At 67.7% G+C, this 24,267-nt stretch carries 23 protein-coding genes; 13 read left to right on the top strand and 10 right to left on the bottom strand.

Annotation, left to right across the window (positions count from 1 at the left end):
- Complete coding sequence (locus tag NV2_RS27620) at positions 1–417, top strand: SSI family serine proteinase inhibitor (RefSeq protein ID WP_067880790.1); 417 nt, start codon at positions 1–3, stop codon at positions 415–417.
- On the opposite strand, the gene glgB is transcribed toward NV2_RS27620, so the two are convergent.
- Both glgB and NV2_RS27610 read right to left on the bottom strand, forming a co-directional pair.
- The gene (gene glgB / locus NV2_RS27615; RefSeq protein WP_067880787.1) at positions 372–2,570 is read right to left on the bottom strand and encodes a 1,4-alpha-glucan branching protein GlgB; all 2,199 of its coding nucleotides are present in this window, start codon (positions 2,568–2,570) and stop codon (positions 372–374) included. The genes NV2_RS27620 and glgB overlap by 46 nt on opposite strands.
- Before the next feature lie 25 nt (positions 2,571–2,595).
- Positions 2,596–4,599 carry an alpha-1,4-glucan--maltose-1-phosphate maltosyltransferase gene (locus NV2_RS27610; protein WP_067880784.1) on the bottom strand — a complete coding sequence of 668 codons (2,004 nt, stop codon included), beginning with the start codon at positions 4,597–4,599 and terminating at the stop codon, positions 2,596–2,598.
- A 255-nt stretch (positions 4,600–4,854) separates the two neighbouring features.
- Between NV2_RS27610 and NV2_RS27605 the strand changes: the two genes are divergently transcribed.
- The 3 genes from NV2_RS27605 to NV2_RS27595 all read left to right on the top strand — a co-directional run bounded on the left by NV2_RS27605 (position 4,855) and on the right by NV2_RS27595 (position 9,755).
- Positions 4,855–5,616, top strand: coding sequence for a dienelactone hydrolase family protein (locus tag NV2_RS27605; RefSeq protein WP_067880782.1), 762 nt, complete (start codon positions 4,855–4,857; stop codon positions 5,614–5,616).
- 79 nt (positions 5,617–5,695) lie between these two features.
- Positions 5,696–8,266, top strand: a complete 2,571-nt coding sequence (glgP, locus tag NV2_RS27600) for an alpha-glucan family phosphorylase (protein ID WP_067880779.1) — start codon at positions 5,696–5,698, stop codon at positions 8,264–8,266.
- 127 nt (positions 8,267–8,393) lie between these two features.
- Positions 8,394–9,755 carry an NCS2 family permease gene (locus NV2_RS27595; RefSeq protein WP_067880848.1) on the top strand — a complete coding sequence of 454 codons (1,362 nt, stop codon included), beginning with the start codon at positions 8,394–8,396 and terminating at the stop codon, positions 9,753–9,755.
- Between the two features lie 9 nt (positions 9,756–9,764).
- Here the strand turns inward: NV2_RS27595 and NV2_RS27590 are convergent, their stop codons facing one another.
- From NV2_RS27590 to NV2_RS27580, 3 genes are read right to left on the bottom strand one after another with little or no spacing between them, the layout of a single operon-like run.
- A complete protein-coding gene (locus tag NV2_RS27590) occupies positions 9,765–11,858 on the bottom strand; it encodes an ATP-dependent DNA helicase (protein ID WP_067880776.1) in 2,094 nt (697 codons plus the stop codon).
- A 55-nt stretch (positions 11,859–11,913) separates the two neighbouring features.
- Entirely contained in the window at positions 11,914–12,492 is a 579-nt protein-coding gene (locus NV2_RS27585; RefSeq protein WP_067880774.1) for an isochorismatase family protein, read from the bottom strand.
- 33 nt (positions 12,493–12,525) lie between these two features.
- Positions 12,526–13,839, bottom strand: coding sequence for a nicotinate phosphoribosyltransferase (locus NV2_RS27580; RefSeq protein WP_281198567.1), 1,314 nt, complete (start codon positions 13,837–13,839; stop codon positions 12,526–12,528).
- 259 nt (positions 13,840–14,098) lie between these two features.
- On the opposite strand from NV2_RS27580, the gene clpS reads away from it, so the two are divergent.
- The 9 genes from clpS (at position 14,099) to NV2_RS27535 (ending at position 20,092) form a co-directional block, all read left to right on the top strand.
- Positions 14,099–14,392 carry an ATP-dependent Clp protease adapter ClpS gene (gene clpS / locus NV2_RS27575; RefSeq protein ID WP_245662805.1) on the top strand — a complete coding sequence of 98 codons (294 nt, stop codon included), beginning with the start codon at positions 14,099–14,101 and terminating at the stop codon, positions 14,390–14,392.
- Between the two features lie 22 nt (positions 14,393–14,414).
- The gene (aosR, locus tag NV2_RS27570) at positions 14,415–14,984 is read left to right on the top strand and encodes an oxidative stress transcriptional regulator AosR (RefSeq protein ID WP_067880771.1); all 570 of its coding nucleotides are present in this window, start codon (positions 14,415–14,417) and stop codon (positions 14,982–14,984) included.
- 288 nt (positions 14,985–15,272) lie between these two features.
- A complete protein-coding gene (locus NV2_RS27565; protein WP_067880767.1) occupies positions 15,273–15,686 on the top strand; it encodes a M67 family metallopeptidase in 414 nt (137 codons plus the stop codon).
- Between the two features lie 32 nt (positions 15,687–15,718).
- On the top strand, positions 15,719–16,015 hold the full coding sequence (locus NV2_RS27560; protein WP_067880764.1) for a MoaD/ThiS family protein: 297 nt from the start codon (positions 15,719–15,721) through the stop codon (positions 16,013–16,015).
- A 7-nt stretch (positions 16,016–16,022) separates the two neighbouring features.
- Positions 16,023–16,985 (top strand): PLP-dependent cysteine synthase family protein, encoded by a 963-nt coding sequence (locus tag NV2_RS27555; RefSeq protein WP_067880840.1) that lies wholly within the window; start codon positions 16,023–16,025, stop codon positions 16,983–16,985.
- A gap of 244 nt (positions 16,986–17,229) precedes the next feature.
- Positions 17,230–17,829: a rhomboid family intramembrane serine protease gene (locus NV2_RS27550; protein ID WP_067880837.1), complete on the top strand. Its 600-nt coding sequence runs from the start codon at positions 17,230–17,232 to the stop codon at positions 17,827–17,829.
- 69 nt (positions 17,830–17,898) lie between these two features.
- Complete coding sequence (locus NV2_RS27545; RefSeq protein WP_067880761.1) at positions 17,899–18,663, top strand: cyclic nucleotide-degrading phosphodiesterase; 765 nt, start codon at positions 17,899–17,901, stop codon at positions 18,661–18,663.
- A 53-nt stretch (positions 18,664–18,716) separates the two neighbouring features.
- A complete protein-coding gene (gene rph, locus NV2_RS27540) occupies positions 18,717–19,484 on the top strand; it encodes a ribonuclease PH (protein ID WP_067880834.1) in 768 nt (255 codons plus the stop codon).
- On the top strand, positions 19,484–20,092 hold the full coding sequence (locus NV2_RS27535; protein ID WP_067880758.1) for a non-canonical purine NTP pyrophosphatase: 609 nt from the start codon (positions 19,484–19,486) through the stop codon (positions 20,090–20,092). The genes rph and NV2_RS27535 overlap by 1 nt, the downstream gene beginning before the upstream one ends.
- A 61-nt stretch (positions 20,093–20,153) precedes the next feature.
- Here NV2_RS27535 and NV2_RS27530 read toward each other — a convergent pair whose 3' ends face one another.
- From NV2_RS27530 to NV2_RS27510, 5 genes are all read right to left on the bottom strand, one after another.
- On the bottom strand, positions 20,154–20,558 hold the full coding sequence (locus NV2_RS27530) for a DUF3817 domain-containing protein (RefSeq protein ID WP_067880755.1): 405 nt from the start codon (positions 20,556–20,558) through the stop codon (positions 20,154–20,156).
- Entirely contained in the window at positions 20,555–20,998 is a 444-nt protein-coding gene (locus NV2_RS27525) for a transcriptional regulator (RefSeq protein ID WP_067880752.1), read from the bottom strand. Before NV2_RS27525 ends, NV2_RS27530 begins: the two co-directional genes overlap by 4 nt.
- Positions 20,999–21,127: 129 nt before the next feature.
- Positions 21,128–22,003, bottom strand: coding sequence for an oxidoreductase (locus tag NV2_RS27520; protein WP_067880749.1), 876 nt, complete (start codon positions 22,001–22,003; stop codon positions 21,128–21,130).
- 200 nt (positions 22,004–22,203) lie between these two features.
- Entirely contained in the window at positions 22,204–23,412 is a 1,209-nt protein-coding gene (locus NV2_RS27515) for an FAD-dependent oxidoreductase (protein ID WP_067880746.1), read from the bottom strand.
- Positions 23,413–23,587: 175 nt separating this feature from the next.
- Positions 23,588–24,247: a PadR family transcriptional regulator gene (locus tag NV2_RS27510; protein ID WP_067880831.1), complete on the bottom strand. Its 660-nt coding sequence runs from the start codon at positions 24,245–24,247 to the stop codon at positions 23,588–23,590.
- Positions 24,248–24,267 lie beyond the last annotated feature (20 nt).

The raw sequence follows: 24,267 nt of genomic DNA, 5'->3' as shown, positions 1-24,267 counted from the left end.
GTGACAGGCGCGGGTGTCGAACCGGCGCGGGGATGGGAGAACAACACTGTGATGGCGGTGGCGCGTTGCCTGGCCGGTGCGGTGGGTGCGGCCGTGGTGCTCGTACCGGCCGGGGCCGCGGTGGCACATGATGGCGCCACCCGTCTGGTCTTCACCCGCACCGAGCCGGGAAGCCCGACCCGCACCGTAACCCTGACCTGTGATCCGGTCGGCGGTTCACATCCGGATGCGGCGGGCGCCTGCGCATATCTGGCCGGCGCCGAGCTCATCTTGCCCGAGTCGGACTCGGGCGTGCGCTGCCTGCGCCACGACCCGGTGGAACTGCGCGCGCACGGCACGGTGGCCGGCGAACCGGTGTCGGTGGATCACACCTACAGCTGTGTGGTTCCGGAACTGCCGGCGCCCTGGAAATTCTGAGCCCGCGGCGCCAGCCAGATCGCGCTGTTCGGGGCCAGGGTGACCGGTGCCGAACAGGGTCGCCCGTGCCAGGGCTGGTCCGCCGCGTGCACCCTGCCCAGATTGCCGATGCCGCTGCCGCCGTAGCAGGCCGCGTCGGAGTTGAGAATTTCGCACCAGTCGCCCGGGCTCGGCAGACCGATCCGGTAGTCGCGCTGTTCGACGCCGGAGAAATTGAAGACGCAGGCAACCACCGAACCGTCGCTGCCGTAGCGCAGAAAGGCCACGATATTGGCGAGATGGTCGTCGGCCTCGATCCAGGCGTACCCGCCCGGCGAAGTGTCGCGCGTCCACAGTGCGGGATGGGCGCGGTAGGTGGCATTGAGATCGGTGACCAGTGCGCGGATACCGCTGTGCAGCGGGTTCTGCGATTCCTCCCAGTCCAGTCCGCGATCGTGTGACCATTCCCGGAATTGCCCGAATTCCTGACCCATGAACAACAGTTGTTTGCCGGGATGCGCCCACATGTAGGTGAGCAACGCGCGGACCCCGCACGCCTTCGCGTAGTCGTCGCCCGGCATTCGCGTCCACAGGGTGCCTTTACCGTGGACGACCTCGTCGTGGCTGATCGGCAGCAGGTAGTTCTCGCTCCACGCGTACACCGCGGAGAAGGTGATCTCGTTGTGGTGCCAGCTGCGGTGCACCTGGTCACGGCCGAGATAGCCGAGGGTGTCGTGCATCCACCCCATATTCCATTTCAAGGTGAACCCGAGGCCGCCTACCTCGGTGGAGCGGGTGACGCCGGGCCAGGTGGTGGACTCCTCGGCGATCGTGACCACGCCCGGGTGATCGGCGCGAACCGCGGCGTTCATCTCCTGCAGGAAGGCGACCGCCTCCAGGTTCTCCCGACCCCCAGCCACATTGGGTTCCCAGCCACCCGGTGCACGCGCATAGTCGAGGTAGAGCATGGACGCGACCGCGTCGACGCGCAGCCCGTCGATGTGGAACTCCTCGAGCCAGAACCGTGCATTGGCGACCAGGAAGTTGCGTACCTCGTTGCGCCCGAAGTCGAACACATAGGTGCCCCACTCCAATTGTTCGCCACGGCGGGGGTCGGGGTGTTCGTAGACCGGGGTGCCGTCCAGTCGTGCCAGTGCCCACTCGTCGCGCGGGAAATGACCAGGAACCCAATCCAGGATCACGCCGATGCCGTGACCGTGCAGATGGTCGACGAAGGCGCGGAAGTCGTCGGGGGAGCCGAACCGTGCGGTCGGGGCGTAGTAGGAGGTGACCTGATAACCCCACGAACCGCCGAAGGGATGTTCGGCGACGGGCAGTAGTTCGACATGGGTGAACCCCAGCGCCAGGACGTATCGGGCGAGTTGTTCGGCGGCCGTGCGGTAATCGGTGCCCGGGCGCCAGGAGCCCAGGTGCAGCTCGTAGATGCTCATCGGCTCGTGGACGGGGTCGCGCCGAGCGCGGTGCCGACACCAGTCTCGATCGCTCCACTCGTAGTTGCTCGTGGTGATCACCGAGGCGGTGGCGGGCGGGACCTCGGTGGCGAAGGCCAGCGGGTCGGCGTGATCGACGGTGCGCCCGTCGGCACCGTGGATGCGGAATTTGTACCGGGTCCCGGGGGCGACGCCCGGGACGAAGACTTCCCACACGCCGGATGCGCCGAGGCGGCGCATCGGAGTGCTCGCGCCGTGCCAGCTGTCGAAATCGCCGAATACCGCGACACCGCGCGCATTCGGTGCCCACACGGCGAACGAGGTGCCCGTCACCTCTCCATCGAGTGTGGTGTAGCTGCGCGGGTGGGCGCCCAGTACTTCCCAGAGGCGTTGGTGGCGGCCCTCGCCGAGCAGGTGCAGGTCGAGTTCGCCGACGGTCGGCAGGAAGCGGTATCCGTCCGCGGTCAGTACGGTGCGGCTGCCCGGATAGGACACGACCAGGCGGTAGTCCCACAGATCCGCGAATTCCACCACGCCCTCGAAGATTCCGTGCCCGAGGTGTTCCAGCCGATGATCGACCCCGCCGATGCGTGCGGAGACCGCGTCGGCATGCGGCCGCAACGTGGCGATGACCGTGCCGTCCGGATGTGGGTGGGCGCCCAGCACGGTGTGCGGGTCGGTGTGGGTGCCGGCGGCGAGGAGCATCACATCGCGCCGGTTCATCGGCGCGGGTTCCCGGGCAGGGTGCTCACCGGAAGGTCCGGCGATAGGCGAGTTCGGTGCGTTCGCGCGCGGCCACGGTGGGCAGCACCAGGATGTGAGCGGCGGCGCGAACCGGATCCAGGCGTACGTAATTCGTTTGGGCCCAGTGGTATTCCTCGCCGCCGAGTTCGTCGCGCACTCTCGGGTGATCGTGCCATTCGCGTCCCACGGCCGGCAGGTCGAGGGAGAGCATGCCGTCCTCGGGGCCGAACGGGTTGAGGTTCACCACCACCAGCACGGCGTCCCCGGAGGCGGGGTCGACCTTCGAATAGGCCAGCAGCGCGGGATTGTCGACGTGGTGGAAGGTCAGGCAGCGGAGCTGTTGCAAGGCCGGATGGGCTCGGCGGATCTCGTTGAGGCGTGTGATCAGTGGGGCCAGCGATTCGCCCTCGGCTTCTGCCTCGACGAAATTGCGCGGCCGCAACTGGTACTTCTCCGAGTCGAGGTACTCTTCGCTGCCCGGCCGCACGGCCTGATGCTCGAACAGTTCGAATCCGGAGTACACACCCCAGCTCGGTCCGAGTGTCGCGGCCAGCACCGCCCGCACCGCGAACATACCCGGCCCCCCGTGCTGCAGGCTCTCGTGCAGGATGTCGGGGGTGTTGACGAACAGGTTGGGCCGGGCTTCGTCGGCCTTGGCGGCGAGCTCGCGCCCGAACTCGGTCAGTGCGTAGGCGTCGGTACGCCAGGTGAAATACGTGTAGGACTGCGAGAATCCGCGTCGGGCCAGGCCGTAGAGTCGGGCCGGGTAGGTGAACGCCTCGGACAGGAAGATCACCTCGGGATCGGTCCGGCGCACCTGCGCGATCAGCCACTCCCAGAAGTCCACCGGTTTGGTGTGCGGGTTGTCGACCCGGAAGATCCTGACTCCCAGCCGGATCCAGTGCCGCACCACGCCCAGTACCGCGGCGTAGAGGCCGTCGGGGTCGTTGTCGAAGTCCAGGGGGTAGATGTCCTGATATTTCTTGGGCGGGTTCTCCGCGTAGGCGATGTTGCCGTCGGGCAGCGTGGTGAACCATTCCGGATTGCTCTGCACCCAGGGGTGATCGGGTGCGCACTGTAGCGCCAGATCCAAGGCCACTTCGAGGCCGAGTTCGGTTGCGGCATCGACGAATGCGGTGAAGTCGTGTTCGGTGCCCAGTTGCGGGTGGATGGCATCGTGGCCGCCTGCGGCCGAACCGATCGCCCACGGTGATCCCACATCGCCGGGCGCACTGGTCAGGGAGTTGTTGGGGCCCTTGCGATGGACGGTGCCGATCGGATGGATCGGCGGGAGGTAGACCACGTCGAAACCCATCGCGGCGATGCGGGGCAGTTCACCGATCGCCGTCCGGAAGGTGCCGTGCACCGGATTACCCGCCGTGTCGAACCCGCCGGTGCTGCGCGGGAAGAATTCGTACCACGACCCGACCAGGGCCCGGCGGCGCTCGGCGAATACGGTGTGGGCGGGGCCGCGCGTCACCAGCTCCCGCAGCGGAGTTTCACGCAGGATCTCGGCGACCTCGGTGCTGAAGGCGGGTGCCACGCGAGCCGGTAGCTGGGCGTCCCCACGCAAGGCGGTCGCCGCGGCGCGCAATATCTCCCATTGGCGTTTGGGGACCGTTTGGGCGGCGCGGTCGAACAGCCGGGCGCCGAGTTCGAGATCGTTGGCCAGATCGGTGGCGCTCTGGCCGACGGCCAGCTTCGCCTCCATGGCGGCACGCCAGCCGGTGATCGGATCACTCCAGCCTTCGATGCGAAAGGTCCAGTGACCGGGTGCGTTCGGTGTGAACACGGCGTTGAAGATGTCGGGCTCGAATTCCGGTGACATCGGTATACGTCGAGTGCGTCCGCCGCCCGGACCGCGGACGGCCAGCGTGGCCGCGACCGCGCCGTGTCCTTCGCGCCACACCACGGCCCGCACCGGGATCACCTCGCCGACCACCGCCTTGGCCGGATATCCGCCCGGGACGGCCGGGGCGGTGTCATCGATGGCGATGCGACCGGTCACGTACCAACCGTACCGGTACCCCGAGTACCGCCACGAACGCGCGACGGGGCGAGTGCCACGTGATTGCGGGCGGGGGTGGTATCGGCCCGGACCCGGTGGCCTGCGCTACCGGGTCCGTGACCGTGCGGAATAATCCGGGGCGTTAGTTCCGTTTGCACTCGGGGTAATTTCGGAAGGCGGCAGCCGACGACGCCGTCCGTGCACGGAGATGGTTGCGTGCAGAGTCGGACAGCATTCGCTCAGGAAAGGAATCGCATGACCGCAGTACAAGGCCGGGCAGTGGAGATCACGACACCGGACGGCGTGGCCGACGCGTATGTCACCCATCCCGCCGACGGCGGCACCTATCCCGGTCTGCTGCTGTACATGGATGCTTTCGGGCTTCGCCCGAGCCTGCGTGCGCTCGCCGACGATCTCGCCGCGCACGGCTATGTGGTGCTGGTTCCCAACGTGTTCTACCGGCACGGGCCCGCCCCGGTGGTCGACCTGCCCGAATTCATCGATCCGCAGCAGCGGCCGGATCTGATGGCCGTCATCGTTCCGATGCTCCGTGAAATCACCCGTGAGACCGCCGTGCGCGACGCCGGAGCGTATCTGCAGTGGCTGACGGAGTACGAACACACCGCGTCCGGTCCGGTCGCTACGGCCGGATACTGCATGGGCGGGCGGCTGGCGGTGTACACCGCCGGAGCATTCGGTGGCCGGATCGCGGCCGCCGCCGGATTCCACACCGGCGGATTGCTGGTGGACGGTCCCGACAGTCCACATCACAGCCTCGAAACCGCCTCGGCCGAAATGTATTTCGGGCATGCGGACCAGGATCACTCGCTCCCGCCGGAACAGATCGAGGCCTTCGACGCCGCGTTGACCGCGGCCGGCCTGCGCCATCGCACCGAGGTTTATCCCGGCGCCCAGCACGGCTACACCCAGGCCGACACCGATGCCTACGACCGCGAGGCCGATCAGCGGCATCGCCGCGAACTGCTGGGCCTGTTGGACCGCACGCTGCGTCGGTAGCCACTCCGGTCCAGGTCAGCGCGCTGCGGCCGGCTCGTAGGCGGCCGAGCCGAGCGGGCCGCCGTGTAGGGTCTACCGGGTGAAGGCACTGCGTCGGTTCACGGTTCGTGCCCATCTGCCGCAGCGGCTGTCCGCTCTGGCCGAGTTGGCGGCGAATTTGCGGTGGTCGTGGCACGGGCCCACACAGGATGTGTTCGAGCGGCTGGATCCGCGGCTGTGGGAGCAGGTGGGCCGCGACCCGGTGCGGATGCTCGGCGAAGTTCCCGCGGCTCGCCTCGACGAGTGGGCGGCGGATCCGGACTATCAGCGTGCGGTGGATACCGCCGCCGCCGAGCTGCGGGACTACCTGACCCGCCCGAACTGGTTCGGGACCGAGATCGCCGACGCGGAGGTGCCCGCGCCACGTGCGATCGCGTATTTCTCGATGGAGTTCGGTGTCACCGAGGTGCTGCCCAACTATTCCGGCGGGCTCGGCATTCTGGCGGGTGACCATCTCAAAGCGGCCTCCGACCTGGGCTTGCCGCTGATCGGCGTCGGGTTGCTGTACCGGTCGGGGTACTTCCGTCAGTCACTGACCGCCGACGGCTGGCAGGCCGAGCGCTATCCGGATCTCGATCCGCAAGGCTTGCCGGTGCGCCTGCTCACCGAGGCGGGCGCACCGGTGCTGATCCATGTGCCGATGCCGGAGGGACGCGTGTTGCGCGCCCAGGTGTGGATCGCGCAGGTCGGCCGAATTCCCTTACTGCTCTTGGACTCCGATATCGCCGGTAATGATCGGGAGCTGCGGTCGGTGACGGATCGGCTCTACGGCGGTGATCAGGACCACCGCATCAAACAGGAAATTCTGGCCGGAATCGGCGGCGTGCGGGCGGTACGGGCCTACACCCATGCGGTCGGGCTGCCGGACCCCGATGTCTGGCACATGAACGAGGGACACGCCGGATTCCTGGGCATCGAACGGATCCGCGAATACATGTCGGGCGGTATGGATTTCGATTCCGCGCTTACCACGGTGCGGGCGGCGACGGTGTTCACCACTCACACTCCGGTGCCGGCCGGGATCGATCGCTTCGCCTCCGGACTGGTGCGCCGCTACTTCGGTGGTATCCACGGAGACCGCGAATCTCCGCTGCTGCCCGGCGTTTCGGTGGACCGGATCCTGGCGCTGGGACGCGAAGCGGATCCGTCGGTGTTCAATATGGCGCACCTCGGGTTGCGACTCGCGCAGCGCGCCAACGGCGTCTCGGCCCTGCACGGCGAGGTCAGCCGGGAAATGTTCGCACCGCTGTGGCCGGGGTTCGATCCCGCGGAGGTGCCGATCGGCTCGGTGACCAACGGGGTACACGCCCCGACCTGGACCGCCCGCGAATGGAGCGGGTCACCACCAGCGACGGCCTCGGAGACAGCCGCCCTCGGCGCGGAGGAGGCCGAAGACGGCATTGCGCAGCTGTGGGCGACGCGCAACCGGCTGCGCGCGGTGCTGGTCGACGAGGTGCGGCGCCGGGTGCGTGAATCCTGGCTCGAACGGGGCGCCGCCCCGGCCGAACTGGGCTGGGTGGACCGGGTTTTCGATCCGTCGGTGCTGACCATCGGATTCGCGCGCCGGGTCCCCACCTACAAGCGCCTGACCCTGATGCTGCGCGACCCCGAACGGCTACGGGCGCTGCTGCTGGACCCGCAGCGACCACTGCAGTTGGTGGTCGCCGGTAAGAGTCACCCGGCCGACGACGACGGCAAACGGCTGATCCAGCAGGTGGTGCAATTCGCCGACGACCCTGCTGTGCGGCACCGCATCGTATTCCTGCCCGACTACGACATGTCGATGGCCCGGTATCTGTACTGGGGCTGCGATGTGTGGCTGAACAATCCGCTGCGCCCGCTGGAGGCATGTGGCACCTCGGGGATGAAGTCCGCGCTCAACGGTGGACTCAACCTCTCCATCCGCGACGGCTGGTGGGACGAGATGTACGACGGCGACAACGGATGGGCCATCCCGACCGCGGACGGTGTGCGCGACGAGCGCCGCCGCGACGATCTGGAGGCCGGTGCGCTCTACGAGATGCTGCACCGTTCGGTGCTGCCGCGGTTCTACGAACGCGACGCGAACGACGTGCCGGCGCGCTGGATGCAGATGGTCACGCATACCCTGCGCACGCTCGGGCCGAAGGTGCTTGCCGCGCGCATGGTTCGCGACTACACCACCGGCTACTACATCCCCGCCGCGCGCTCGCATGCCGCGGTGGCGGGTGAGGACTACTCCGGTGCACGGGAGCTGGCGGAATTCCGGCGGCGGGTGGAAACCGCGTGGCCGCAGGTGCAGGTGGTTCAGGTCGACAGTTCCGGACTGCCCGATATTCCGGTCATCGGTGCGGAGTTGTCGTTGCGGGCGCGGATCGATCTCGCGGGGCTGGCCGCAGCGGAGGTGACGGTGCAGGCCGTCATCGGCCGGGTGTCGCCCGACGACGAGTTGGTCGACACCGTCGTCGTCGAGATGGAGCGGTCGGAGCCCGATGCGGGTGTCGAGGTGTACACGCTGAGCACACCACTGCCGCGGTCGGGCGCGGTCGGATATACGGTGCGGATCCTGCCGCGGCACCGATTGCTGTCCGGCCCGGCCGAACTGGGATTGGTGGCCGCGGCGAGTCCGTGAGGCGCGTGGCCGGTGAGCGTGATTTGCCACATGTTCGCCATGGTCGACTACGTGCGTGGCAGCGGGGACCGATACGGTTTTTCACGACAGATCTGGAGTGGTCCGGGACGAGGGTGGAGAACAACTGATGAGCATCGACGTCCTGTCGCGGTCCAAGGGGCGCGTGGACTCCTACTTCGGAGTCACCCGGCTCGGTTCGACGATGAAGCGCGAACTGATGGCCGGGACCATCACCTTCCTCGCGATGTCCTATGTCCTGGCGGTCAACCCGTCGGTGCTCGGTGACCACGGTCAACTCGGTGCGCAGGGCATCCCGACCCAGGCGGTATTCACCGCGACCGCGGTGGCGGCGGTGGTCGGCACGCTGGTGATGGGGGTTTGGGCGAGGTATCCGATCGCGCTGGCACCGGGGATGGGGCTCAACGCGTTCTTCGCCTATTCGGTGGTGCTCGGGATGGGGATCGAATGGCAGGACGCGCTGTCGGGCACCTTGTTGTCGGGCATCATATTCTTCGTCCTCGCCGTCACCAAGGTGCGGGAGAAGATCATCGATGCGATCCCACTGCAGTTGAAACTCGCCGTCGGCGCGGGCATCGGCATGTTCGTCGCATTCCTGGGGCTCAAGAACGGCGGTATCGTCGTCGCGGATTCGGCGACCTTCGTGCATCTGGGCAATTTCACCCAGGGCACCACCCTGTTGGCACTGTTCGGCTTGCTGGTGACCGTGATCTTCCTGGTACTCGGCTGGCACGGTGCGGTGCTGTACGGGATCGTGCTCACCACGGTCGTCGGCATCGTGAGTGGACTGGTCCAACTGCCGGGGCAGGCGGTGGCGATGCCGCACGGGCTGGAGGACACCTTCGGGCAGGCCATCGTCAATCTGCCGGACGCCTTCACCGGGCAGATGGCGATCGTCGTGCTGACCATGCTTTTCGTCGACTTCTTCGACGCCTCGGGCACGCTGATCGGCATCGCCAACCAGGCCGGGCTGCTCGGGCCGGACGGTAAGCTGCCGCGTGCTGCTCAGGCCTTCGCCTCCGATTCCATCGGCACTGCGGCCGGTGCGGTGATCGGCACCTCGACGACCACTGCCTACGTGGAATCCACGGCCGGAGTCAGTGCCGGGGGCCGGACCGGACTGACCGCGGTATCGACAGCCGGATGGTTCCTGGCCGCGATGTTCTTCTTCCCGGTGTTCGCCGTGGTGGCCGATGTGCCGTCGGTGACCGCTCCGGCTCTGATCGTGGTGGGCGTGCTGATGTCCCGGGCGCTGGGCGACATCGATTGGAGCAAGCTCGAATACGCGATCCCGGCGTTCATCACCGTGATCATGATGCCGCTGACCTATTCGATCGCCAACGGCATCGCGCTGGGGCTGACCTTCTATCCGGTGGTGATGGTGGCGCGCGGCCGATGGCGCGAGGTGCATCCGGTGATGTGGGCGCTGGTGGCGATATTCCTGGCCTACTTCTTCTTCCTCGCGGAATGAGGACGCGGATCAGTTCTCGGCGGCGGCGGTCAGCCGGCGCAGCGCCTTGGTGACGACCTGCGGATCCGATGTCTCCCAATAGGGCGGCAACGACGCCCGCAGGTAGCCGCCGTAGCGGGCGGTGACCAGGCGGGGGTCCAGGATCGCCACCACGCCGCGGTCGTTCACGCTGCGCAGCAGCCGGCCGGTGCCCTGCGCCAGCAGCAGCGCGGCATGATTGGCCGCGATCGTGAGGAATCCGTTGCCGCCGCGCGACTGGACGGCCTGCTGGCGTGCCACCAGTAGCGGGTCGTCGGGACGCGGGAACGGGATGCGGTCGAGGATCACCAGGCTCAGTGACGGGCCGGGCACGTCTACGCCCTGCCACAGCGACAACGTGCCGAACAGTGAGGTCGCCGGATCCTCGGCGAAGCGTCGTACGAGGGCCCCGGTGGAGTCCTCGCCCTGGCACAGGACCGGGGTGTCGAGGCGCTCGCGCAGGATCTCGGCCGCGGCCTTGGCAGCGCGCATCGAGGAGAACAGGCCCAGGGTCCGCCCGCCCGCCGACTCGATCAGCCGCTCGATCTCGTCCAGATAGGCGGGGGCGAGGCCGTCGCGGCCGGGCGCGGGCAGATGTCTTGCGACATAGAGGATGCCGGATTTGGCGTGGTCGAAGGGGGAACCGACGTCCAGCGAATTCCATCGCATCACGGAGTTGTCCGCCGGTGCTTCGGCGCCGTTGGCGAGCGCGGGGTCCACACGGCGGGCGGACGGCTCCGGTCGATCGATATCGGAGGTGCCGTCGCGGCCCGGGAGCTGCGGCGGCAGTCCCCAGGTCGCGGCCAACCCGTCGAACGAGCCGCCGACCTGAAGTGTCGCGGAGGTGAGAATCACCGTGGCCGCGCCGAACAGCCGGCTGCGCAACAGACCACCCACCGACAGCGGAGCCATGTGCAGGGTGCGGCGCGCGATACCCCGGACCTCGTCGACGGCCAGCCACAGCACGTCGTGCCGGGCGGCCGGATCGGGTTCCTCGAAGGCGGTCAGCGCGCGGACCGCAGTATCGTGGACCTCCTCGACCGCCGCGACCGCCATATTGCGGGCGGCGGCTTCCTCCGGTTCCCCCTGCGGTGCGCTCGAGCCCGGGGGAGCGAGGGCGGTGCGGACGGTCCAGGCGGCATCGCGCAGCAGCGCCAGAACCTGGGCGCCGCCGTCGGGCAGTTCGTCCCACCTGCCCGCGGGTAGTTCTTCGAGTAGTTGGTGCCATGCCTCGGCGGCATTCTCGAGCCGATCGAGTTCGCGCTCGTCCACCAGTTTGGTGCAGCGCTTCGCGGCCGCGGTGATGGTGCCGGTGGACAGCTCCGCGGTGGCGACCCCGGTGACCCGGTCCACCAATTCGTGCGCCTCGTCGATGACGACCACATCGTGTTCGGGCAGCACCTGGATGCCGCTGATCGCATCGATGGCGAGCAGCGCATGATTGGTGACCACCAGGTCGGCCTGCCCGGACTCGGCGCGGGCCCGTTCGGCGAAGCAGTCGGTGCCGAACGGGCACCGCGACTTGCCCAGGCATTCCCGCGCCGACACGCTGACCTGCCGCCATGCCCGGTCGGTGACGCCGGGGACCACTTCGTCGCGGTCACCGGTCTCGGTATCGGAGACCCACTCGTTGAGCCGCTGTACCTCGCGCCCGAGCCGGGAAATGGCGAACGCGTCGAACAGTTCGTTCTCCGGCGGTTCGTCCGGGATCGCGCTGTTGATCTTGTGCAGGCACACATAGTTGTTGCGGCCCTTGAGAATCGCGAACCGGGCGCGCCGACCCAGCGGCTTCTCCAGGGCCTGTGCCAGCCGTGGCAGATCGCGATCGACCAGCTGCCGCTGCAATGCGATGGTCGCCGTGGACACCACGACCGTGCGTCCGGATTCCACCGCGTGCCGCAAGCTGGGGACCAGGTAGGCCAGCGACTTGCCGGTGCCGGTCCCCGCCTGGACAGCGAGATGTTCGCGAGTGTCGATCGAATGCGCTACCGCGGCAGACATCGTCTGCTGCCCGGTACGCGCCGTACCACCGAGCGCTTCCACAGCGGTCGCCAACAGGGTCGGTACGGGTGGGAGTTCGGGCACCCAGGCAGACTAGCGCCCCACCCCGACAATCGGCCCGGCTGCCCGCGGACCGGTCTCAGCCGGCGGTGGGCAACCGGCCGGACAACTCGACGCCCGCCGCCCGCAACCCGTCGAGAGCCGTCGCGGTGGTGGCCGGTGCGACGGCAGTGGTCAGATCGAGCAGCACCCGAGTACGCAGACCGGCGGCGCGGGCGTCGGCGGCGGTGGCACGGACACAGTGATCGGTGGCGATACCGCAGATGTCGACGGCATCGACGCCCCTGTCGGACAACCATTGCGCTAATCCGACCGCATCGTCGGTGGCGCCCTCGAAGCCGGAGTAGGCGGCGGAGTGCGCGCCCTTGGAGAAGACCGCATCGAACCCGGTGGTGTCGAGCTCGGAATGGAATTCGGCGCCGGGAGTACCCACGCGGCAGTGCGGTGGCCAGCTGTCGACGAAATCGGGACTGTCGGAGAAATGGGCACCGGGGTCGATGTGGAAGTCCCGGGTGGCGACGACCGCCCGGTAGTCGCCGCGGTGTGCGGCCAGGTATTCGCTGATCTCGCGGGCGACGGCGGCGCCCCCGGAGACCCCGAGTGCGCCACCCTCACAGAAATCGTTCTGCACGTCGACGACGATGAGTGCTCTACTCATCTCCCACCTCGTTTCGCGCCGGTCGGTACTCCTTCATTGTAGGAACGTGGTGGTGATCGCCGGTTCGCCCGCCGACAGTTTCAGGCCCTCCCACGGCAGGCTCACCAAGCCGCCCGCCACCAGCTCCCGGCTCTGTTCGAGCGTGCGCGCATCGGTCACCGGTTCCCCGTCGCGCACCAGGGGCACCAGCAGGTCCCGGACCAGGTAGCCGTTGCCGTCCGGCCGGGGTGCGGTCGCGGGGTACACGATCTCCTCGATGATCGTCCCGGTCGAGCGAGCCAGGCGAACCGCCTGCTTGGTCCCGCCGCGCGTCTGTTTGTGGCTGCTGCGCTTGGCGACCGGGACGCCCTCGACGTCGACGAGTTTGTACACCATGCCGGCGGTCGGTGCCCCGGATCCGGTGACCAGTGCGGTGCCCACGCCGTAGGCGTCGACCGGTTCCGCGCGCAGGGCGGCGATCGCGTACTCGTCCAGATCACCGGACACCACGATTCGGGTGCCCGTCGCGCCGAGCGAGTCGAGCTGTTCGCGCACCTGACGGGCCAGGACGCCCAGATCGCCGGAATCGATCCGGACTCCGCCCAGTCCGGGACCGGCCACCTCGATCGCGCGCGCCACGCCGGCGGTGATGTCGAAGGTGTCCACCAGCAGTGTGGTGCCCAGGCCCAGCGTCTCGATCTGGCTGCGGAATGCGGCGGCCTCGTGCTGGCCGTCGGGACCGCTGTGCAGCAGGGTGAAGGCGTGTGCGCTGGTGCCGGCGCCCGGAATTCCGTAGCGGCGCACGGCCTCCAGATTCGAGGTGGCGTCGAACCCGGCGAGGTAGGCGGCACGCGAGCAGGCCGGCGCCGCATGTTCGTGGGTACGCCGCGAACCCATCTCGATCATGCGGCGGCCGGCGGCAGCGCTGACCATGCGTGCCGCGGCCGAGGCGATCGCGGTGTCGTGGTTGAGAATCGACAGGATCAAGGTTTCCAGGACGACACATTCGGCGAAGGTGCCGCGCACCGAGAGAACGGGTGAGCCGGGGAAGTAGAGATCGCCTTCGAGATAGCCGTCGATCGAGCCGCCGAACCGGAAATCGCGTAACCAACCCACGGTGCGTTCGTCGAGAAAACGTTCGACCACAGCCAGTTCCGCCGCGCCGAACCGGAAATCCCGCAGTGCGGTGAGCAGCCGTGCGGTGCCGGCGACGACACCGTAGCGTCGGCCGTGTGGCAACCGGCGGGCGAATACTTCGAAGGTGCACCGGCGCTGTGCCGAGCCGTCGGCCAGGGCGGCCGAGAGCATGGTGAGTTCGTACTGGTCGGTCAGCAGGGCAGAGCTCGCGGCGGCGGCCGATGTATCCACCAGGACACAATATCGTCGATCCGTGAGTCCCCGCGGCGCGGTGGCGCGACGCGTTGTCGCAGGTCGAATCGCCCTCGGTCCGGGTGTTGTCTTACCACCGTGGCGTCGTACTCTGAGAGTTATGGGTCTGTGCATGAACGACGCTGTCCGGATCGCCGCCGGTCCGGCCGGTGCGAACCGGATCGCGGCGGACATGGTGGACCCGTGGGATCCGGCGCGAACAGGCGTAGCCGAGGGCGTGCTCGCGATGGCGGGCGGAATGTCGGCTCCGCAGGCCACGCCCGAGGCGGTCGAATCCACCGAGATTCTGGAGGCCGAGGACCGGCCGTGGGTGACCGTGGTGTGGGACGACCCGGTGAACCTGATGCATTACGTCACCTACATCTTCCAAAAGCTGTTCGGCTACAGCAAAGCCAGGGCAACCGAATTGATGTTGCAGGTGCACAACGAGGGCAAGGCGGTGGTGTCGTCGGGGTCCCGGGACAGGATGGAGCACGACGTTCAGCGTCTGCACGCCGCCGGACTCTGGGCGACCATGCAGCGTGACGAGTGAGAGCGGCGGCTACGGTAGCTCAGTGCGCAAGTGGAGCAGGAAGAACTCGCTGAGCGGGCTCAAGCTGCGGTCGGAGATGGACCACAGGGAAGCGGACGTGCTGCGTTCGCTGGTCGGCGCGGTCACCGGACTTCTCACCGACCGAGCCCGATCCACCCCCGAGGACGATCTCGCGGCGTTGACCGGACTTCGCACCGGTAACAGCGCCCCGCCCGACGATCCGCGGCTGGCCCGGCTGCTACCGGAGTTCCACCGCAAGGAACCCAATTCCCCCGATGCCGATCGCGCCGACTTGAACAGTGCGCTGCGCAGCCTGCACGAGCCCGACATCATCGATGCGAAGGTCGCGGCCGGAGCGGTGGTGCTGGACACCCTCCCCGAACGCGGCGGCAAGATCGTGCTCACCCCCGAACAGGCCGACGCCTGGCTCAACGCACTCAACGACGTGCGCCTGGCGCTGGGCACCGCCCTCGGGATCGACGCCGACACCCCCGACCAACTCGATCCCAGCGACCCCCGAGCCCCCCACCTGGACGTATACCACTGGCTCACCTGGATGCAGGACTCCCTCCTACACGCCCTCGCCCCGTAATAACCGAGGCCCCGAACGCCCGGAGCACGCCCCACAGTCGGACGCGCCCCCGGAGCAAACCTCCCCCAGCATGCTCCTATCAAGGGTTTCGGCCCGCCTCGATTGTGGAGCGACGGAGGAAGGGAGCGAAGCGACCGCCCGGAGGAGTGAAAAATCGAGGCCCAGAGGGCCGAAACCCCGCCGCAGCGAAGCGGAGGCCAAAGATACGGAATACCCGGGCTTCGTGGGCGGTTGTCGCGAGCGGTGGGCCGGTGGATCGGCGTGCCCCGCGACGAGAGGATTCGAACTGTGTTGGTGATCAGGGCTGATCTCGTGGATGCGATGGTCGCGCATGCCCGTGCCGATCATCCCGATGAGGCCTGCGGCGTGATCGCCGGCGCCGAGGGTGCGGATCGGCCCGAGCGATTCGTGGCGATGATCAACGCGGAGCGTTCGCCCACCTTCTATCGTTTCGATTCCGGCGAGCAGCTGCGGGTGTGGCGGGAGATGGACGATCGGGACGAGGAGCCGGTGGTGATCTATCACTCGCACACCGCGACCGAGGCGTATCCGAGCCGCACCGATATCTCCTATGCTTCCGAACCCAACGCGCACTATGTGCTGGTGTCGACTCGTGATCCGCTCGAGCACGAGTTGCGCAGTTACCGGATCCTCGATGGCGTGGTCACCGAGGAGCAGGTACAGATCGTGCCCGAGTACTGATTCGAACCATCCGAGAAGAACCAGGAGTACCCATGTCGGTAACCGTGTCCATTCCGACCATCATGCGCACCCTCACCGGTGGTGAGAAGCGGGTGCAGGCTACCGGTGCCACCCTCGCCGAGCTGATCGGTGATCTGGAGGCGAACTATCCCGGGCTCGAGCAGCGGCTGCTGTCGGACGGCAAGCTCAATCGCTACGTCAATATCTATGTCGACGACGAGGATGTGCGCTTCTCCGGCGGGCTCGCCGCGGAGGTCCCCGCGAACGGATCGGTCACCATTCTGCCTGCCGTCGCGGGTGGCAGCGTCGACCGCGTCGCCGGTCGCTGAGTCAGCCGTGGCACGTTACGAATCGCTGATCGAGACCCTCGGCAACACCCCGCTGGTGGGTCTGCGGACGCTGTCGCCGCGGTGGGACGGTGAGGACCATGTGCGGTTGTGGGCGAAGCTGGAGGATCGCAACCCGACCGGTTCGGTCAAGGACCGGCCGGCGCTGCGGATGATCGAGCAGGCCGAGGCAGAGGGCCGGTTGCGTCCCGGCTGCACCATCCTCGAACCGACCAGCGGCAATACCGGTATCTCGCTGGCGATGGCGGCCAAGCTCAAGGGCTACCGCCTGGTGTGTGTGATGCCGGAGAACACCTCGGTCGAACGACGGCAGTTGCTGACGATGTTCGGCGCGGAGATCATCGACTCCCCGGCGGCCGGCGGTTCGAATCAGGCGGTCGCCCGCGCGAAGGAGATCGCGGCGCAGCATCCGGACTGGGTGATGCTGTACCAGTACGGCAATCCTGCTAATGCGGAGGCGCACTATCGCGGCACCGGCCCGGAGATCCTGGCCGACCTGCCGGAGATCACCCATTTCGTCGCCGGCTTGGGGACCACCGGAACCTTGATGGGGACCGGCCGGTACCTGCGTGAACACGTGGCGGATGTGCAGATCGTGGCGGCCGAGCCGCGGTACGGCGAGCTGGTGTACGGCCTGCGCAACATCGATGAGGGCTTCATTCCGGAGCTCTACGACGAATCGGTGCTGACCTCGCGGTTCTCGGTCGGGCCCTACGATGCGGTGCGCCGTACTCGGGAATTGGTACTCGAGGAGGGCATCTTCGCGGGGATCTCGACCGGCGCCATCCTGCATGCGGCGCTGGGGGTGGGCAGTAAGGCGTTGCGCGCCGGGCAGCGGGCCGATATCGCTTTCGTCGTCGCCGATGGTGGGTGGAAGTATCTGTCGACCGGCGCCTACGACGGAACGTTGGAGGAGGCCGAGGAGCGGCTGGAAGGGCAGCTCTGGGCTTGATCGCCGGGGCGCGCCCGGGGACGGCGGTACGCTCGGAGGCAGAAGTGGTGCAGAGGCGGTCCAGTCCCGCCAGGAGGTGATGGCCGTGGCCGAGCAGACGGGCGCATCCTTCGACCCCGATCGGATTGCGGCGCTGCGTGCGCAATTGGACAAGTCGGCGCGGGGCCCGGCGGGATCCGCGGTGCCGCCGTCGGTTCCCGCGGGGAGTCCACCGACTCCGGCGACAGCGGGCCGTAGTGCCGCGCTGAAGTTGTTGTGGCAGCGCGCGATCGCGTTGACACTGGGTTTCGTTGTCCTGCTGTACGCCTTGGAGGGCGTGGATACGGTCATGGGTGGTGACCTGGACAACGCGGGCGTGCGACCGCGTACCGCGGCGGGGCTGGAGGGCATCGCCTTCGCTCCGGTGCTACACGGCGGCTGGCCGCATCTGATCGGGAATACGCTGCCGGTCATCGTGCTCGGGCTGCTGACCCTGCTCGGCGGAATCGGCCGGGGCCTGGCCGCGACCGCGATCATCTGGCTGGTCGGCGGTGTCGGGGTGTGGCTCACCGGCGCCTCCGGTTCGGTGCATATCGGTGCGTCGGTGCTGATCTTCGGCTGGTTGACGTATCTGGTTTCGCGTGGCCTGTTCACCCGCACGGTGTGGCAGATCGTGGTCGGGGTGGTGGTGGCCGTGTTGTACGGCTCGATTCTGTGGGGTGTTCTTCCCGGTCAGCCCGGAATCTCTTGGCAAGGCCATCTTTTCGGCGCGTTGGGTGGACTGCTCGCCGGGTGGGTACTCTCGTCGAATGAACGTCGTCATCGTCGCGGGGACAGTACCGGCCACCTCGCACAGTCGAGGTGACTGCGCAGCTCGGCCGGCGATTTGGGGGATCCTCAGTTGAGTGCTGAATCCGCGTGGCAGCATGGTGCAATGCGCCTCACCGTCCTCGGGTGTTCGGGCAGTGTGTCCGGCCCGGATTCCCCTGCGTCGGGTTATCTGCTGACCGGTCCGGACATGACGCCGATCGTGATCGATTTCGGCCCGGGTGTACTGGGTGCGCTGCAGCGTTACCAGAATCCCGGAGACGTCGACATCTTCCTGACCCATCTGCATGCGGATCACTGCCTGGATCTTCCCGGGCTGCTGGTATGGCGGCGTTATCACCCGAATCCACCGACCGGGAAGGCCGCGGTGTACGGCCCGTCGGATGCGCCGTTGCGGATCGGGAACGCGTCGGCCGAGATCGGTGGCGAATGCGACGACTGGTCGGATGTCATCGATATGCGGCCGTGGGAAGAGGGGCGCGAGATCGGTTTCGGGCCGGGCCACACCGTACTCGCTCGGCGGATGTATCACCCGCCGGAGTCCTATGGTCTGCGGATCACGGCCGCTTCCGGCCGCACTCTGGTCTATACCGGAGATACGGCCCTGTGTCCCGCGGTGTTCGAACTCGCCGAGGGCGCCGATGTGCTCCTGGCCGAGGCTTCGTGGACGCACGACCCGGACAACCGTCCGCCCGGAATCCATCTGTCGGGGACCGAGGCCGGGATGATCGCCGCGCGCGCGGGGGTGGGGGAACTGCTGCTCACCCACATTCCGCCGTGGACCTCGCGTGAGGATGTGATCGCCGAGGCCAAGGCGCAGTTCAGTGGCCCGGTGCACGCGGTAGCACCAGGTGAGGTCGTCGATATCTGATTACCGCATACCGTCCCGGCGGTACGCGCAGGTGCATCCCCTAGGCTGGCGTGGTGTCTAGACGAGCCGATGGCAGGGCGGACGACGAACTCCGCGAGGTAAGGATCACCCGGGGATTCACCACGCATCCGGCGGGTTCGGTACTGGTCGAATTCGGGCGGACCCGGGTCATGTGCACCGCGAGTGTCACCGAGGGCGTTCCCCCGTGGCGTCGTGATTCCGGATTGGGTTGGCTCACAGCCGAATACGCGATGCTGCCGGCTGCGACGCACACCCGTAGCGGGCGCGAGTCGGTGAAGGGCAAGGTCGGCGGCCGGACTCAGGAGATCAGCCGGCTGATCGGCCGGTCCCTGCGGGCCTGCATCGACCTGGCGGCGATCGGTGAGAACACCATTGCCCTCGACTGCGATGTGCTGCAGGCCGACGGTGGTACCCGTACCGCGGCGATCACCGGTGCGTACGTTGCACTGGCGGATGCGGTCACCTATCTGGCGGCGGCAGGCCGACTGGCCGATCCGCAGCCGATCTCGTGCATGATCGCCGCGGTCAGTGTGGGCGTGGTGGACGGTCGGGTCCGGCTGGATCTGCCGTACGAGGAGGATTCGCGCGCCGAGGTCGACATGAACGTGGTCGCGACCGATACCGGCACCCTGGTCGAGATTCAGGGCACCGGCGAGGGCGCTACCTTCCCGCGCTCCACCCTGGACAAATTGCTGGATTCGGCGCTGGCCGGCTGTGAGCAGTTGTTCGAGGTGCAGAAGCAGGCGCTGGCCCTGCCGTATCCGGGTGAGCTGCCCGAGCCGGCCGAGAAGAAGAAGTAATGCCACGCCGGATCCTGGTCGCCAGCCGCAACGCGAAGAAGCTCGGCGAGTTGCGTCGCATCCTCGCGGAGGCGGGGGTGGCCGGTCTGGAGGTCGTCGGGCTGGATGAGGTGCCGCCGTTTCCGGAGGCGCCGGAGACCGGGGCGACGTTCGAGGAGAATGCCCTCGCCAAGGCGCGTGACGGTGCCGCGGCGACCGGGTTGGCTTGTGTGGCAGACGATTCGGGCTTGGCGGTGGACGCACTCAACGGTATGCCCGGGGTGCTGTCCGCGCGCTGGGGCGGGCGGCACGGCGACGACGGCGCGAACAACGACCTACTTCTGGCGCAACTGGACGATGTCCCCGATGCGCGCCGCGGTGCTCGTTTCGTCTCGGCCTGCGCACTGGTCGCCGACGGTCACGAGGTGGTGACCGTCGGCGAGTGGCCCGGTGTGATCGCGCGGAAACCGGTGGGCGAGGGCGGATTCGGCTACGACCCGCTGTTCGTTCCGGAGGGCGGGTCGGTCTCGTCGGCTCAGCTCACCCCGGAGGCGAAGGACGCCGCATCGCACCGCGGCCGGGCGCTGCGGGCGCTGCTGCCGGCGTTGGCCGAGCTGGCGGAGGCCTGAGGAGGAACAGGGGCCGGACCCGGAGTCACTCCGCCGTGCCGTGTGGGGGACGGCCGTCCGGTCAGGCCGCGGTCAGGTAGTCCTGGCGAACTTGCTGGGTGCGGTAGTGCTCGCAGACGAACGACAGGAACGGAATGGTGCCGGCCAGTGCGGTGATCACCAGGGTGGCGGGCTTCCAGCGGGTCTTGATACCCAGATCGATGGTGAACACCAGGTACAGCATGTAGAAGATGCCGTGGATCTGGCCGACGTAGAACAGCCAGTGCGGCGCGGTGCTGCTGTCGTCGAGCAGCAGATACTTGTACACCATCTCTGCGCACAGCAACAGCAGCCAGACACCGGTGATGTAGGCGAGCACCCGATAGCGGGTCAGGGCGGAGCGGATACGGCCGGTGTCGCGTGCCGCGCGGGGCGTTGTCGGCTCGGCCGCTGCCGGCTCGGTGGTGGTGGGACGCTCGGCGCTCAACCGGCTCTCCTCTCGGTGTCGGAGCCGTCGAGCCCGACGGCATGCATCTGCTCGTGCACATCCTGGGCGTGCAGCTCGGCAAGGTATTTGTTGTATTCGGCCAGGACCGGATCGTCGTCGCATGTGGCGGCGGGGCGGTCGGGCAGGATGCCCGGCGGAATCTCGCGCGGTGCTTGCTTGCGGCGGGGGCTACGCGCGGGCGGTGCGTCGGGTGTCTCCTCGTCCTCGGCGGCCGTCTCTCGCTCGAGCCGGACGAACCGGAAGTAGGAGAAGATGACGAATCCGGCGAAGACCGGCCACTGCAGTGCATAGCCGAGGTTCTGCGCGGTGCCGCTCGCCGATTCGAACCGTCCCCACTGCCACCAGCCCAATCCGACGCAGACCAGCGCGGCCACGATCACCAGAATGATCAGAGCCGGGCGACGGTGTGGTGCGGACACGCCTACTACGGTACCCGGTCTACTACACCGTCCGTAGTGTGAGGTGCGCTCGATCGCAGTCGATGGCGACGATCGATGCCGCAGGTCCGGCCCGGTCGTCGCCGGAAGCCGGGGAAAGGTGCGGTGTGTTCAGAGCGGGTAGCTCACACCCGTGAGTCGTTCGGATTCCGTCCAGAGTCGACGCTGCAGCTCCTTGTCCTTCGACAACGCGCTCGACGGCGCGGGCCGCACCGGCCCGCGGGAGCCGAACAGCAGGGTGGGGCCCCAATAGATATCGGGGTCGGCATCCGGAGCGGTGGCGGCGAACAGGCTGGACTCGGCTGCCTTGCGTGGGGAGTGGGTACCGATCGCGAGGAAGGGTTTGGCGACCTTGTCCAGCGGTGTCTCGGTGCGGGTGAACAGATCGGTCGCCGCCACCCCGGGATGTACCGCGTAGGACCGTGTGGCGGACCCGGCGGCGGCCAGCCGTCGCTGCAGTTCGCGGGCGAACATCAGGTTGGACAATTTGGACTGCGCGTAGGCGAGATTGCGCTGGTAGCGACGGTTCTCGTAGTTGAGGTCGTCGATCCACAATTTCGGTGTCTGCTTGTGCGCGATGCTGGCGAGGGTGACGATCCGGTCGCCGATGCGATCCAGGAGCAGCCCGGTCAAGGCGAAGTGGCCGAGATGGTTGACACCCCACTGGGTTTCGAACCCGTCCTTGGTGCGGGAGAACGGGAGATTCATCAGCCCGGCGTTGTTGACCAGGACATCGATGTCCTCGGTGCGGGCGGCGAACTCGCGCACGGAAGCCAGGTCGGACAGATCGAGCGCGGACACCCGGACGTCTCCGTCGATGTCGTCGGCGATTCGCTGTGCCGCCGCAGTATTGCGGCAGGCCATGATGACGGTGGCACCCTTGGCTGCCAGTGCTCGGGTGGTGTGCTTGCCGATACCACCGTTCGCTCCGGTGACAACGAAGGTGCGCCCGTTCTGTGCCGGGATATCGCGGATATTCCACGCCATGGTGAGACCTCACTGTTTACCGTCGGGGAGCGTCGTCGCATCCCTCCCCCCGAACCTTACTTCGGAGTAAGTTCGAGCGGTAGGGTCGAGCACGGTGGTATCAGCGTATCGATCGGCAGCCGAAGCGCCTGCGCTGGTGACGCGAGCCGCCGGATCGGCGGGCGCGGGGCACCAGCGCAGGCGCTACCGGCGATGGACCGCTAGAACGAGGCGAGCTCGGTGCTTTCGTCGACGGGTGCCGCCCAGTCCACCGTGTAGCTCTGTTCACGTGTCATGACCTGCTCCATATTGGAGAACTTGGTCGCCAGCGGCATCATCACCGGCAGCAGCCGGCGCAGCACCGGGCCCACGGTCTTGGACTGGTTGATCCTGGCGCCGCGGGCGGCGACCTTCTCCACCCGCGGTCGGCGGATACGTTCGTAGGTGGCGAAAGCTGTTGCCGGGGAGTCGAAATCGCGGAGGCAGCGGGCGAGCTGCAGAGCGCTTTCGACGGCCAGCGACGCGCCCTGTCCGGTGCTGTTGGACGGTGCGTGCACCGCATCGCCGACCAGCACCAGCCGGTCCCGATACCAGTGCGGCACCGGCGGCATGATGTGCAGGCCGCCCGTGGTGATCAGGTCCTGCGGTCGAGTATTGCGGGCCAGTTCCGCGCCCGGGGTGTCACCGCCGTACACCTCGCGCAGGGTCGCCAGCCACTGCTCGGCGGGAGTCTCGCGTGCCTGCGTCAGCGAGAGGTACCGCTCGTGCGGGAGGTTCGCGCCCCAGCCGACCCGGCCGTCGGGCATCGACCAGTACAGGTAGTAGGCATTGCGGCCGTAGGCGAACACCATCGTGTTCGGGGCGATCGGGAAGGAGCATTCGGTGTAGGCGCCGAATCCCAGCAGGCCGGTGTAGTTCGCGCCCGGTGCGTTCGGATCGATCAGCCGGCGGACCCGTGAGGTGATGCCGTCGGCGCCGACGAGGATATCGGCGGTGGCGGTGGACCCGTCGTCGAAGCAGGCGGTGACGTAGTCGGGGTGCTCCTCGACGCCGACGAGGCGTTTGGAGTACTCGATGCGGACGCCCGTATCCACCGCGTGGTCGTGCAACACCCCGTGTAGCGCGCTGCGGTCCACCTGGTGCAACGGTTCCAGGCCGGTGGCGCCCGGGAGCGTGATCTCCTTGCTGCCGAGTGACATCACGGTGCGGGTCATCGGGTGAGCAACGGCGCGCACGCCGTCGCCGGCGCCGACGATATCGAGTGCGGCCAGGCCGTTGGGTGCGAAGCCGAGCGCGCTGCCGGTGGTGTAGGCCGGGCCCGGATATGCCTCGTATACCGTGGCCTCGATCCCGGCCATCCGCAGGGCGGTGGCGGCTACCGGGCCGGCGATACCGCCGCCGATGACGAGTGCGGAAGTGACTGCGGACATGAGAGTTCTCCTCGTGTGGATGAACCCGAACCGATCCACACCGAGCGCCCCGTTATCCTGAAGTTGCCACACTTGGGCCGGGTTCGCCTGCGCGAATACGGTTCGAGAGGTAATCGGATCGGGCTCGGCGCGGTGTTGGTAGCACCGCGGCGGGCCCGGTTCTTGCTGTCGGTGTTCAGCTGTCGGACTGCGGAGTGAAGCTGCCCCCTTCCACCATGTCCACGATGTCTGCCGGGGGGATGTCCTCGGCGTGGAATCGCCGCCAGAAGGCGATGTCGGGGAAGGTGCCCGAGGTCAGTTCGGCCCGCAGCTTCTCGGCCCATTCGGCTTCGGCTGTGAGCATCGCGACCTGGAAATCGGACTCGATCAGGAACAGGCGCGGCAGCGTCTTCGCTTCTTCGTCGATGGCGTGCTGCCGTGCGGTGATCTCGGCACCGAGGCGCCGGATGCGTTCGTCGAGTAGGGGGATCACCTCGTCCGGTGGCAGCATCGCGACGATCGACAGGCCCGCCATGAAGCGGTGGTGCTCGGGCTCGGGCGTCGAGAGCAGTTCGCGCAGCCAGTCCTCGGCCTCGGCCCGGCCCGCCTCGGTGAGCCGGTAGATGGTGCGTTCGGGCCGTGCGCCGTCGCGCTCGCTACCGGAGACCTCCACGAATCCGTGCTTCTCCAGGTTCTGCACGACGGTGTAGAGCGAACCCCACTTCACGTCCATATCGCGGTCCTTACCGCGTTCCCGCATCTGGGCGGCGATCTCGTACCGGTGCATGGGGCGTTCGATCAGTGTCGCCAGGACACCCAGGGCCAGCAGGTTGCCTACCTTGCGCTTCTTCGCCACCGTGTTCACCACCTCGTCGG

It is taken from the genome of Nocardia vermiculata NBRC 100427 (assembly GCF_001613265.1).
In the GTDB taxonomy this organism is placed as follows: Bacteria; Actinomycetota; Actinomycetes; order Mycobacteriales; family Mycobacteriaceae; genus Nocardia; species Nocardia vermiculata.
The sequence above is the reverse complement of the archived record's forward strand: the minus strand, read 5'-3'. Positions and strand labels throughout refer to the sequence as shown.